The 12,465-nt window shown below is 70.9% G+C and carries 11 protein-coding genes; 4 read left to right on the top strand and 7 right to left on the bottom strand.

The window, feature by feature from the left end; all coding sequences use genetic code 11:
- The first annotated feature begins 12 nt into the window (after positions 1 to 12).
- The 3 genes from FHU39_RS07680 to FHU39_RS07670 are packed head-to-tail and all read left to right on the top strand — an operon-like array spanning position 13 to position 3,325.
- Complete coding sequence (locus FHU39_RS07680) at positions 13 to 1,359, top strand: MFS transporter (RefSeq protein WP_183319803.1); 1,347 nt, start codon at positions 13 to 15, stop codon at positions 1,357 to 1,359.
- Positions 1,356 to 2,579 carry a CaiB/BaiF CoA transferase family protein gene (locus FHU39_RS07675; protein WP_183319802.1) on the top strand — a complete coding sequence of 408 codons (1,224 nt, stop codon included), beginning with the start codon at positions 1,356 to 1,358 and terminating at the stop codon, positions 2,577 to 2,579. The genes FHU39_RS07680 and FHU39_RS07675 overlap by 4 nt, the downstream gene beginning before the upstream one ends.
- Positions 2,576 to 3,325, top strand: coding sequence for an enoyl-CoA hydratase/isomerase family protein (locus FHU39_RS07670; protein ID WP_183319801.1), 750 nt, complete (start codon positions 2,576 to 2,578; stop codon positions 3,323 to 3,325). Before FHU39_RS07675 ends, FHU39_RS07670 begins: the two co-directional genes overlap by 4 nt.
- A gap of 24 nt (positions 3,326 to 3,349) precedes the next feature.
- Here the strand turns inward: FHU39_RS07670 and ptsP are convergent, their stop codons facing one another.
- From ptsP to dhaK, 3 genes are all read right to left on the bottom strand, one after another.
- On the bottom strand, positions 3,350 to 5,818 hold the full coding sequence (gene ptsP / locus FHU39_RS07665; protein ID WP_221185171.1) for a phosphoenolpyruvate--protein phosphotransferase: 2,469 nt from the start codon (positions 5,816 to 5,818) through the stop codon (positions 3,350 to 3,352).
- Positions 5,815 to 6,240 (bottom strand): dihydroxyacetone kinase subunit DhaL, encoded by a 426-nt coding sequence (gene dhaL, locus FHU39_RS07660; protein WP_343065778.1) that lies wholly within the window; start codon positions 6,238 to 6,240, stop codon positions 5,815 to 5,817. Before dhaL ends, ptsP begins: the two co-directional genes overlap by 4 nt.
- A 210-nt stretch (positions 6,241 to 6,450) precedes the next feature.
- Positions 6,451 to 7,452 (bottom strand): dihydroxyacetone kinase subunit DhaK, encoded by a 1,002-nt coding sequence (gene dhaK / locus FHU39_RS07655; protein WP_183319800.1) that lies wholly within the window; start codon positions 7,450 to 7,452, stop codon positions 6,451 to 6,453.
- A 169-nt stretch (positions 7,453 to 7,621) separates the two neighbouring features.
- Between dhaK and FHU39_RS24955 the strand changes: the two genes are divergently transcribed.
- On the top strand, positions 7,622 to 8,377 hold the full coding sequence (locus FHU39_RS24955; protein ID WP_183319799.1) for an IclR family transcriptional regulator domain-containing protein: 756 nt from the start codon (positions 7,622 to 7,624) through the stop codon (positions 8,375 to 8,377).
- Positions 8,378 to 8,381: 4 nt separating this feature from the next.
- Here FHU39_RS24955 and FHU39_RS07645 read toward each other — a convergent pair whose 3' ends face one another.
- The 4 genes from FHU39_RS07645 to mftE all read right to left on the bottom strand — a co-directional run bounded on the left by FHU39_RS07645 (position 8,382) and on the right by mftE (position 12,462).
- Positions 8,382 to 9,347: an aldo/keto reductase gene (locus FHU39_RS07645; RefSeq protein WP_183319798.1), complete on the bottom strand. Its 966-nt coding sequence runs from the start codon at positions 9,345 to 9,347 to the stop codon at positions 8,382 to 8,384.
- 154 nt (positions 9,348 to 9,501) lie between these two features.
- Positions 9,502 to 10,926, bottom strand: coding sequence for a mycofactocin biosynthesis glycosyltransferase MftF (mftF, locus tag FHU39_RS07640; protein ID WP_183319797.1), 1,425 nt, complete (start codon positions 10,924 to 10,926; stop codon positions 9,502 to 9,504).
- Complete coding sequence (locus FHU39_RS07635) at positions 10,919 to 11,692, bottom strand: mycofactocin-coupled SDR family oxidoreductase (protein ID WP_183319796.1); 774 nt, start codon at positions 11,690 to 11,692, stop codon at positions 10,919 to 10,921. Before FHU39_RS07635 ends, mftF begins: the two co-directional genes overlap by 8 nt.
- Positions 11,689 to 12,462 carry a mycofactocin biosynthesis peptidyl-dipeptidase MftE gene (mftE, locus tag FHU39_RS07630; RefSeq protein ID WP_183319795.1) on the bottom strand — a complete coding sequence of 258 codons (774 nt, stop codon included), beginning with the start codon at positions 12,460 to 12,462 and terminating at the stop codon, positions 11,689 to 11,691. Before mftE ends, FHU39_RS07635 begins: the two co-directional genes overlap by 4 nt.
- Between the last annotated feature and the right edge of the window lie 3 nt (positions 12,463 to 12,465).

Raw genomic sequence — 12,465 nt, 5'->3', positions numbered from 1 at the left:
AAAGGTGAACGCATGAGCTCCCAGACCGGATCCGACCTGTCGGCGCTACGCCGTCGGGCGGTCATCGCCAGTACCGTCGGGACCACCATCGAGTGGTACGACTTCTTCCTGTACGGGACCGCCGCAGCGCTGGTGTTCCCGAAGATCTTCTTCCCCAGCAGCTCCAACTTCGCCGGCGTGCTGGAGTCGTTCGCGACGCTGTTCGTCGGATTCGCGGCACGGCCCGTCGGCGCCGCGATCTTCGGACACTTCGGCGATCGGGTCGGCCGGAAGGCCACCCTGGTCACCACCTTGATGTTGATGGGCGCGGCCACCGTGCTGCTCGGCGTGCTGCCCGGCACCGCCAGCATCGGTATCGCCGCCCCGGCGCTGCTGGTGTTGCTGCGGGTGGCGCAGGGCATCGGCGTCGGCGGCGAGTGGGGCGGCTCGGTGCTGATGTCGATGGAGTGGGGCTCCGAGAAACGGCGCGGCCTGATGGCGTCCTGGCCCCAGCTCGGCGTGCCGATCGGGTTGCTGTTGTCCACGGCGATGATGAAGCTGATGGGCGCGGTGACCACGGACGCACAGTTCGACTCGTGGGGCTGGCGGGTTCCCTTCCTGGCCAGCATCGTGCTGGTCGCCATCGGCATGTATGTGCGACTGCGCGTGCAGGAGAGCCCCGAGTTCGCCGAGATCAAGCGCACCGAGCAGGTCGTCAAGCAGCCGCTGCTGCAGGTCATCCGCGAGCAGCCCCGCGAGATCCTCACCTCGGCGTTCGTGCGTATGTCGGAGCAGGCCCCGTTCTACCTGTTCATCACCTTCGTGCTGACCTACGGCACCAAGCACCTCGACCTGGACAAGGGTGAGCTGCTCAACGACACCCTCATCGCGGCCGCCCTCGGACTTGTCTCGGTGCCACTGTTCGGGCACCTGTCGGATCGCTTCGGGCGCCGAGTCGTGTATGGCATCGGCATCGTCGCGTCGGCGGTGTTCGCCTTCCCGTACTTCGGGCTGCTCAACACCAAGAACTCCGGGCTCATCCTGCTCGCGATCGTCCTGTCCCTGGTCTTCCACGACATGCAGTACGGCCCGCAGGCGGCGTTGATCGCCGAGAGCTTCGGCACCGGTCTGCGCTACTCCGGCGCCGGCATCGGCTACCAGCTGGCGTCCGTCATCGCCGGCGGCCCCGCGCCGCTCATCGCGGCCGCGATCCTGCGGAGCACCGGCTCCAGCGTCGGCATCAGCTGGTACATCGTCGGCTGCTGTGTCCTGGCCTTCGGCGCGCTCGTGCTGATGCCGCGCCGCGACACCGCCGCGGCGAGCACCCACTCCCCCGTGGTCCCCGAGAAGGCGGCCACCACGAACGGCGCGGCGGCATGAGCAACTCCGCCGCGGCAGCCGACGGCGCCTGGCAGACCCACGAGGGCGCCCTGAGCGGTCTGCGAGTCCTCGACCTGACCCGCGTCCTGTCCGGACCGTTCGCCTCGATGATCCTCGCCGACCTCGGTGCCGATGTGATCAAGGTCGAGGACGACCGCACCGGCGACGACACCCGCGGCTGGGGACCGCCGTTCCAGGGTGACGACGCGGCCTACTTCCACGCCGTCAACCGCGGCAAGCGCTCGCTCGCACTCGACCTGAAATCGGACGCCGGCCGCGCCGCAGCCCTCCAGCTGGCTGACACGGCCGACGTGGTGCTGGAGAACTTCCGCCCCGGCACCGCTGCACGGCTCGGCCTCGGCTACGAACAACTCGCGCAACGCAACCCCACCATCGTGTACGGCTCGGTCAGCGGGTTCGGGCACACCGGACCGTTGCACGAACGCGCCGGGTATGACGCCATCGCCCAAGCGATGTCCGGGATCATGAGCGTGACCGGCGAAACCGACGGCGACTCAGTGCGATTCGGAGTCGCGGGTGCGGACCTGGCCGCCGGGATGTGGGTCACCATCGGGGTGCTGGCCGCCCTCCGCTCGCGCGAGCAGACCGGCCACGGCCAGCACGTGGACATCGCGCTGCTGGACGCCGAGACATCCTGGCTGACGTATGTCGCACAGAACTACTTCGCCTCCGGCAACACCCCACGACGCCACGGCTCGGCACACCCGAACATCGTGCCCTATCAAGCGTTCCGGACCGCCGACGGCGAGATCATGATCGCCGTGGGCAACGACGCGCTGTGGCGGCGGTTCGCACCGGCCGTCGGACTGGCCGACCTCGCCGACGACCCGGCATACGCCACCAACGCCGACCGGGTGCAACGCCGCGAGACCCTGCTCCCGCTCATCGAAACAGCCCTGAAGGAACGCACCGCCACCGAATGGGCGCAGCTGCTCACCGAGGCCGGCATACCCGTCGGACCGATCCACAGCGTCCCGGACGCACTCTCCCAGCCTCAGCTCGCCGCCCGCGAGATGGTGGTGGACCTACCGCACAGCACCCTGGGCAGCGTCCGCACGCTCGGCACCCCACTCAAGCTCTCCGGGACCCCGGCCGCGCTACGCCACGCATCACCGGTGCACGGCGAACACACCGCCTCGATCCTCGAGTCGTTGCGATCGCCGTCGACCCGTGCGACCGGAAGCGAGCACGAATCATGACCCGGATCGCAGTGACCACAACGGGATCCGTCGCCACGATCACCCTCGGTGACGGCCGCCGACGCAACGCACTGCGCGAGGCCGACTGGGTGCGACTGGACGCGGAGATCGCTCGCCAGTGCGACGACGGACGGATTCACGCGATCGTCCTGACCGGGCACGGCACGACCTTCTGCTCGGGTTCCGACCTCAGCGAGTGGGCCGGCGCGACTGCCGGTGACGTCGAACACAGTCTCACCGTGATCGAGCAGTGCCTGCGCCGCATCGAGCTCGCACCCGTGCCGGTCATCGCTGCCGTCGAGGGGGTGGCGGCCGGCGCCGGATGCCAACTCGCCCTCGCGTGCGACATCGCCGTGCTCGCTGAGTCCGCCCGCATCGGCATGCCGATCGCCCGACTCGGCATCCAGGCCTCACCGGCGTTCGTGGCACGGGTCTCGTCGCGCACCGGCGCCGCGTCGGCCGCGGACCTCTACCTCACCGGGCGGCTGCTCGACGCACGCGAGGCACGCGACGTCGGGCTCATCACCCGCGTCGTGCCCGACAGCGAAACCCTCCGCGCTGCAGGCGAAATCGCCGCCACCGTCGCCGCCCATCCGGTCGCTGCGCTGTCGGCCGCGAAGCACGCGCTGCGGCTGGTCACCCGTACCGATCCCGCCACGGGTGGGTCCGACGAGGTCCCGGCTGTGGCCCTCCAGGAGTTCCACTCCGCGGTGGATTCCTTCTTCGCCCGCAGGACGAGCGCCTGACCCGGCCGGCCGGCGCGGCCTGAGTCACCCGAGCAGCGCTCGCACGTCCGCGGCACTCGCCAGCGTCAGCGCCCGCTTGGCCAGCACGGCGCAGTGACCGACGTCGAGGTCACGCACCTGCGCCTTGACCCTCGGCACCATGCGTGGCGCGACGCTGAGCTCCTGGACCCCGAGACCCACGAGGAGCGGTATCGCGTCCGGATCCGATGCCACCTCGCCGCAGACCGCCACCAGTGCCCGCCCCCGGCCGGCCCGGCATACGTGGTCGATCAGTTGCAGCACAGCGGGATCGAGCGGGTCGGAGAGCCGGGCCACGCCGGGGTTCCCGCGCTCGGCCGCCATCGTGTACTGCGTCAGATCGTTGGTCCCGATACTCACGAAATCGAGGTGGGGCAGGAAGGTCTCGACCTTCAGCGCGGCCGCAGGGACCTCGACCATCATCCCGACGCGCAACTGGCCCGGGAGCCCGTCGGACCCGCAGGCCCGGTCCAGTGCCGCGCGTGCCTCCCGCAGCTCCCGCAGCGTCGAGATCATCGGGAACATCACGTTGACCGGTGTTCGCCGAGCGACCCGGGAGATGGCCGCAAGTTGGGCGTGCAGCAGGTCGGGCTGCTCCAGGGCCAGCCGGAGCCCACGGACACCGAGGAACGGGTTGTCCTCCGTAGGCATGGTGACGTACGAAAGGGGTTTGTCGCCACCGACATCCAGGGTCCGCAGGGTGACCCGCCGCCCGCCGAGCGCGTCGGCGATCTCGGCGTAGTGCCGCTCCTGGTCCTCGACGCTCGGGGCGGTGTCGCGGCCGAGGAAGAGGAACTCGGTGCGCACCAGGCCGGCCTCGTCGGCGCCGCAGTTCGCGGCCGTCCGTGCGTCGTCGACCGATCCGATGTTCGCGGCGACGGTGACCGGCGTGCCGTCGAGCGTCGCCGCGGGCTCGGCAGCCGACGCGAGATCGCGGCGTCGCTGGTCGACCAGCGCCGCGGCCCGGGTCCGGTACTGCTCGACCACCTGAGCCGGCGGATCGATCAAGACCTCCGCGGCCGCGCCATCTACCACCAGGGTCGTCCCGTCCGGGACCTCGGCCAGTGCGGTCCCCGCGCAGACCACGAGCGGTATGTCGCGGGAGCGGATCAGGATCGCGGCGTGCGAGGTGGCGCTGCCGGCCATCAGGACGACGCCGTGCACGCGTTCGGCATCCAGCGCTGCGGCCTGCGCGGGAGTGAGGTCGCGTGCGACCAGGAGGCCCTCTGCCAGGTCCAGCCCGGTCGCCACACCGGCGAGCACCTGGCGCACCTGGTCACCGACCGCGCGCACGTCCGCGGCTCGGCCACGCAGGTAGCCGTCGGACAGGTTCGCGAGCTCGTTCTCCACCCGGGTCAGCGCCGCCGACCAGGCGCCGAGCGCACCTTCGCCGCGCTGCACGCCCCGTTTGACCGCTCCGAGGATCTCGGCGTCCGAGAGGAGCCCGAGGTGCGCATCGAAGATGGCCGCCTCGTCCTCACCGACCTCGCGCACGGTCAGCGCACGGACGTGCTCGATGTCCTTGCGGACGCGGGCGATCGCCTCGACCACCCGGCGCCACTCGTCGCCGGGCTCGCCGATCTCGGTGTCGACGACGTCGACCTCCGGTGCGGCGAACCGCCGCAGTGGTCCGATGGCGATGCCGGGCGAGACACCCACCGGCCCGGTGGCCGGCCGGGTCTGCGTCGCCGGACCGCGCGGCGGACCGTCACTCTCCGTCTCGTCGAACTGCCGGGCCGCCAGCGCGACGACGTGGTCGACCGCCTCCTTGGCCTGCGGCCCGGCCGCGGCGACCCGCAGCTGATGCCCCTGCTCGGCACCGAGCGTCGCGACCCGGCTCAGGCTCGCCGCAGGAACGGGGCCGGCGCCGGTCGTGAGATTGGTGAGCGTCACGGTCGCATCGAGCCGGTTGACCTCGCTGACGAGTCGCGCAGCCGGCCGTGCGTGCAGGCCGTGCGCATTGCCGACGGTGAACGTCCCGGTGACATCGGTGTCCGTGGGTCCCGGCTGCTCGGCAGCTGTCTCGGAGTTGTCCAGGTGCGCCCGCTTGCCCAGCAGCGCCGCCTGCGCCTCGGCGGCGACCTCCTCCTTGCTGGCACCGCCCGATGCAGCCACTGCGGCGACGACGAGGCCCTCGACGATGGGAGCGGCCGACAGCACGACGCGCTCACGCATGGTCTGGTCATCCAGCAGGTCGAGCGCGAGTTCGGCGCTCAGCACCGCACTTCCGAGGTCCATCAGGACCACCACGCCGGCGGGACCGTCCATGGCCTCGATCGCGGTCTTGACCTGCGCGGCGTCCGTGCCGAACGACGTCGCGTCCAGTCCGGCCGCCAGCTCGATCCGGAGCGGACGGCCGTGCAGCATCTCGCTGGCCAGACCGAGTGCCGCCTTGGCGAGGGCGCGGCTGTGCGAGACGACGACGATGCCGACACTCGGGTTGTCGGAGGCGGGCGCGGTCCCCTGCGCGTTCAACGGGACAGGGCTTCGGCGGCGGCTGCGAACAGCAGGGCGGCGCTGGTCGCTCCGGGATCCTGGTGTCCGACGCTGCGCTCACCGAGGTAGCTGGCGCGACCCTTGCGGGCACGCATGGCAGTGGTCGCGTCGCGGCCCGTGGCCGCTGCGACCCGCGCCCGGTCCAGTGCGTCGGGTATGTCGAAACCCGCTGCGACCGAGACCTCGTAGGCGTCGACCGCCGGCGCGAGCGCGTCATACATCGTCTTGTCTCCTGCCTGTGCCTTCCCGCGGGCGACGACACCCTCCAACCCGGCCCGAAGTGCCGAACCGAACTGCTGCGCCGACGCCGCGGTGGCCTCGCCGAGTGCCGTGCCCGCCCGGAGGAAGAACGTCCCGTAGAGCGGGCCGCTGGCGCCGCCCACGGTGGAGACCATCGTCATACCGACCTTGGTGAGCAACGGTCCCAGGTCGGCGGTCTCGGCCCCGTCGAGTTTCGGCCACCGCCGCCGTCATACCGCGCTCCAGGTTGGCACCGTGGTCGGCATCGCCGATGGCGGAGTCGAGCTCGGTCAGGTGGTCGCGTTCCTTCGTGACGAGTTCCGCGTAACGGTGCAGCCAGGCGTTCAGCGCGGTGGCAGTGATCTCCATCATCAGACTCCCCATCGCAGCGCCGGAGTGTTCACCGGAGCATCCCACAGCTTGAGGAACTCGGCATCGGCCTTGAGCAGGGTGACCGACGAACCGGCCATGTCGAGGGAGGTGATGAAGTTCCCGACCAGAGACCGCGCGATCGAGATGCCGTGTGCGGACAGGATGCGGTCGACCTCGTGGAACATGATGTAGAGCTCGAGCAGCGGTGTTCCGCCCAGACCGTTCACCAGCGCGATCACCGCGTCCCCGGTCCGGAACGGCAGGTCGGCCAGAATCGGCTCCACCATCATCTCGGCTATCTCGGCCGCCGACGCCATCGGCCGCCGCTCCCGTCCGGGCTCGCCGTGGATGCCGACGCCGAGCTCGAAGTCGTCGGGGCCGAGGTCGAAGGTCGGTCGGCCCGCTGCCGGGACGGTGCACGACGTGAGTGCCACTCCCATGCTGCGACCCTGCTCGTTGACCCGCCGGGCCACGTCGGCGACCTCGGTCAGGCTGCGGCCCTCCTCGGCTGCGGCGCCGGCGATCTTCTCGAGCAGCACGGTGACCCCGACGCCACGGCGGCCCGCCGTCCAGGTGGAGTCCTGGACGGCGACGTCGTCGTCGGTCACCACCGACGCGACGTCGACACCGGTCTCGGCAGCCGCGAGTTCGGCGGCCATCTCGAAGTTCATGACGTCGCCGGTGTAGTTCTTGACCACGTGAAGTACGCCGGCCCCGCCGTCGACGAGTTTGGTGGCGGTCAGGATGGGTTCGGGCACCGGTGAGGTGAAGACCTCGCCGGCGCAGGCTGCGTCCAGCATCCCGACACCGACGAAGCCGCCGTGCAACGGTTCATGGCCGGAGCCGCCGCCGGAGATGATGCCGACCTTGCCCGGGCGCGGGCTGTCGCCACGCAGGATGATCTTGTGGTCGTGATCGACCCGAAGCTGCGGGTGGGCGGCTGCCACGCCCAGCAGGGCGTCGGCGACGACGTCACCCGGGTCGTTGATGAACTTCTTCATGGTGCTCTCCGATGTGGATATCAGGCGTTGGCGCAGTCAGTGATCCTCAAATGTGAATATGATTCGATAATGTCGAATACAGGCCGACCGTACACCTGTGATTCAGGTCACGGCAAGCACGTTCGGCATACTCGTCTCAGCAACCGTTCAAGTTGGAGGCAATGCAGCCGTGATCCAGTCGGTCGACCGCGCCATCAGGGTTTTGACAGCGCTCCAGGGTGCGCGGCGGCTGAGCCTCGCCGAGCTCGCGACGCGGCTGGAACTCGCCCCCTCGACGACTCACGGCATCGTGCGCACCCTCGTCGAGCACGGCATGGTGGTGCAGGAGCGCGGATCGAGCCGCTATCAGCTCGGGCCGGCGGTGCTGCGCCTCGGCAACGTCTACCTCGACACGCTGGAGCTGCGCTCCCGTGCCATCCCGTGGGCCGAGGATCTGGCCACCCGCACGGGTCTCGCGGTGCGGACCGGCGTGCTCCTCCTGGACGACGTGATCATCATCCACCACGAGCCGCGCGCCGATGGAACCCGCCAGATGCCGGAGGTCGGCATCGTCATACCCGCCCACGCGAGCGCACTCGGCAAGGCGATCCTGGCGTTCTCCCCGGACGACAGCGAGCGGGTTCTCGGCGCCGGCGAGCTGCGCAGCATGACCGGCGAGACGCTGACGTCACCCGCGGACCTTCAGGCACAGCTGTCGGCCGTGCGCACGACCGGGGTCGCACGCGAACAGGACGAGGCGGTGCTCGGGGAGAGCGCCGTTGCCTCCCCGATCTTCGACACCTCGGGCTCCGTGGTCGGGGCCATCGGCGTCGTGCTGTCCGGCGCATCGACCAAGGACCCCGCGGACGAGGTGCGATCGGCCGCCCGGGCAGTCTCGCGCGAGCTCGGCGCACAGAGCTGGCCGGTCCTTCCGAGCGCCCAGTAGACCGTCACGCCCAGGGCCGCGCCGACCGGTCGTGCCAGTACTGCTCCGCGTCCTGCGGCACCGCTCTCGCGGCAACGATCGACTCGCCGGGCAGCACGAAGGCCGCCGCTGCGCGCGCCCGTTCGACCTGTTCCGTGGTGACGGCACCACACAGAACGTGGTCGGCCCACGGAGCCGCCAGCGCCGTCGCCATCGCCAGCTGGTCGAGCCCGATCCCCAGTCGCTGAGCCACGGCCCGCAGTTCCGGCAGCCGCGGGTCCGGGTCGTCGGTTTCATCGGTGTCGTCGACGAGCCGGCCGTTGGCGAGGCATTCCTTGACGACGACGTCGAGGCCGAGCCGCGATGCCTCGGTGAGGGCCGTCTCCGCCGACTGCTCCAGCAGGTTCCACGTCGACTGCACGACCTCGAAAAGCCGGCGCCCTCCGACCGAGATGTCCAGCGCCGCCCGGATCACGTCCGCCTGGCGCGGTCCCGAGGTCGAGAAGCCCACGCGGATCTCGCGGTCCCGCAGCCGGGCCAGTGCCTCCTGGAGCGTCCGGTCGATCAGGACCGGGCTGTCCGGGGTCACCGAATGCACTTGGTAGACCCGCAGATTCGCCCCGAGTAGGACCAGCGACTCCTGGAGTTGCTTGTCGAAGGCCGATCCCGAGTGGTCCTTCACCTCGTGCGTGATGTCGTCGGCGATCCGCCAGCCCCCGACGTAGGTGTAGCCCCACTTCGAGGCGACCACGACGTCGAGGTCGGGGTGATCGGCCAGCCAGCTCGCCACGAACGATTCGGCGAGCCCGTACGAGCGGGCCACGTCGATGTAGCGGATACCCGCGTCGTACCCCGCATCCAGCACCTGCGCGGCCCGCCGGCGCAACGACTCCGGGGACCGATCTCCACCGAGGTCACCGGCTCGCCCGCTGGTGATGTAGGCGGGCCTGCCCACCGCCGCGAGGCCCAGTCCGAGCTTGGCCACGCTCATCGCGGCGACGACCGCGGCAACGTCCGATCGAGGAGCGTCCTCGGATCATGGGCGAAGTTGTGCATCTGAGGCGAGACCTTTCCGCGCGGCATCTCCGGGAATTCGACACTATCGACTGATCTGCGCGTATGTCGAACACCCTGGCAGGCGCCGGTCACCTGCCGTCGGCAGTGCTCGCCGACCGGAGCCCGGAGCGCACCAACGGGATCAGGGCGCCGGGCGAGCGGGCATCGATGACGCCCTTCCACACGCCCAGCCCGTAGGCCAGGTCGTCCAGGGTGCGCAGACCGACGAACCGGACCGGGTCGAGTGTCGGCCGCGTGCGGCGGTAGTCGACCAGACCCGCGACGACGGCGGACACCGCGTAGGCCCGCCGGGCGCGCGCCGAGAACGGCAGCAGCGCAAGGGTGACCGGCGCGTAGTGCCTGGTGACGACCGCGCCCGCCTGCTCCAACGTGGACCGCATCGCCACCTTCGTCAGCGCGGTTGCCGAGCCGGACGGATCCTCGGCGAAGCCGAAGCGCCGTCGCAGGCTGAACCACAGCGCCACGGTGGACCCGCCGATCAGCACCGGGCTCCACCGCCGTTGCGCCAGCAGGCCGGCCGTCACCGCTGCGGTCCACGGCGTGAGCACCACCGGCGCGACGGCCCGGCCGTGCCGCGCCGCGAGCGGTGCTGCGCCGGTGCCGTAGAGCAGCTTGCGGCCGAACCACTCACGCAACCGCGTGCGGTGCTCGTGCCGTACCCGGACCGCGGGTTCGTAGCGGATCGCCCAGTCGCGGGACAACCGCCATACCAGGTCGACGTCCTCGGCCACCTGCATCGCTTCGTCGAAACCGTTGCCCAGGGCGGCTTTCCGGGCGAGCATCATCGCACTCGGCACGTACGAGACCCGCGCGTGCGGACGCACCAGCGCGGGCTGGTCCCCGAGGTCCAGGGACGAGCAGGCCGCTTCGTAGCGGTGCAGCACACCGCCGTCCTCCACCAGGCCCAGGATGCGGGGCGCCACCAGACCGACCCGCGGGTCGGCGAAGTGCCGCCGGAGCTCGACCAGGTCTCCGGCGCCCAGCACGATGTCGGAGTCGACGAACGCGACCAGGTCGGTCCGCACCAGTGCCAGACCGCTGTTGCGTGCCGCCGACGGACCTCGGGACTGCTCGTGCCGAACGACCCGGGCGCCGTAGTGGTCACACACGGCGCGCAGCTCGTCGGGCTCGCGTGACCCGTCGTCCACCACGATCGCCCGCACTCCCCCGCACTGCGCGAGCAACCTGTCGACCCCGTCCGCACGGTCACGCACCGGGATCACCAGGGTGATGTCGTCCAGGCCGGCCACGCCCGGGGCATCGTCCCACATCGGCTCGGCCATCCCCCGGTCCAGCAACACCCGCGCCAGGGTCGCCGACGTGGCGTCCCCGACACGAACCACGCCGTCACCGTCGATGCGGTCGACCGCGGCCGGGCGCAGCCGCAGCAGGGTGCCGGCGTCGCCATACAGGGTCCGGCCGTCGGTGCAGCGATGCGTCCAGGTGCCGAGCTTGACCGTGAAACCCGGTGGCAGGCGGTCGGGCTCAGACACGACCGAAGCCCGCGTCGGCCGGCAGGATCGAGCCGTGCACGACCGGGCCGGCGTCGAGGGCGAACTCCACCACCCTGGCCACCTCGTCGGGTCGCAGCGGGCGCCTGCCGTGCTGACCCTGCGCCAACTCGGTCACATCGCTCAGGCCGTAGGTCGCGGCGGTCTGCCGCAGCATCGTGGTGTCCGTCGAGCCCGGCGCGATCCCACAGGCCGTGACCGATGTGCCGACCAGGTCGGCTGCCAGGGCACGCACGATGCCGGCTGTCGCGTGCTTGGCCACGACATAGGGCGCCAGGCCGTAAAGACCCCGCTCGCCCGCGACGCTGGTGAACGCCACGAACGTGGGCTGTGCCGTCGCCGGCCGGGTGAGCAACTGCGGGACGGCTGCCCGGGCGAGGTGCCACGTGGTCAGCGTGTTGAAGGAGATCGCGCGGCGCAACGTCTCGTCGTCCGTCTCCCACAACGGACGACCGCCGGTCACTGCACCGGCGAAGGCGACCGCCGCGTCCAGGTGGCCGTGCCGGTCGACGACGGATGCGACCGCCGCCCTGGTCTCGTCGTCCTCGCGCAGATCGACGGTCACTGTCTCGACACCCGGAACCCCCTGTAACGCAAGGCGGTCCGACTCGTCGGCAAGAGGGTAGAAGTCATCGCTGGTGTCGAAGGCGTCCAGCACGATCACCCGGTCACCACGCGCGGCGAGCAGCCGTGCCGTCGCGGCGCCGATCCCCCGGCCGCCGCCTCCCAGGACCACCACGCGCGTCATGCCGACAGCGTCTCACGCGCGAGGGCGCCGTTCGCGTCCACACCGCCCGGATCGTCCATCAGCAGGACCTGTTCGCTGATGCGACGGCCCAGCGCGGTGAGCATCCGCTCGCCCTCGTCGGCCGAGGCGGAGCGCGGGTCGCCCAGCACACCGTTGGGCGCCACGGCCGCGACTCCCCCGTTGCGCAGCGCGCGCCACAGCTCCGCGGCGGGTGCGGTGTTGCCCACCTCGGCCCGGTCGAGTCGCACCGAAGCCGGCGCAAGTGCCAGCATCATCGACGTCTCGGCATGGCCCGCGTGCGCGTCGAAGCCCGGCTCCGCACACGTCGTCCAGGCCACCACCGGCTCCTCGTGGCGCAGCAGCCGCACCGCGCGGCGTAACGCGCTCGCGTTGCCGCCGTGCCCGGACACCAGCACGATGCGCCGTGCCCACCGGCGCGCCGAACGCACCAACTCGACCACGACCAGTTCCAAGGCGTCCTGGCCGATCGAGATCGTCCCGTCGAACCCCTCGTGCTCGCCGCTGGAGCCGAACTCCACACAGGGTGCCACCGCGGCCGAGGAGCCGTGTGTCGCAAGGGAGTCCGCGACGCGCTCGCACACCGCACGCGCGATGACCGAGTCGGTCGACAACGGTAGGTGCGGGCCGTGCTGCTCGACGCTGCCGAGCGGCACGAGCAGCACCCGCGCGCCGGTGGCGTCACCGCTGGTCGTGTCACCGAGAGCGGTGGGTTTCGCTACGCTCTCCCGCTCCGCTCCTCCGCTACTCAACCA

The organism is Flexivirga oryzae (genome assembly GCF_014190805.1).
GTDB lineage: Bacteria > Actinomycetota > Actinomycetes > Actinomycetales > Dermatophilaceae > Flexivirga > Flexivirga oryzae.
Note: the sequence above shows the minus strand (reverse complement) of the source record. Positions and strands in the feature narration are given on the sequence as shown.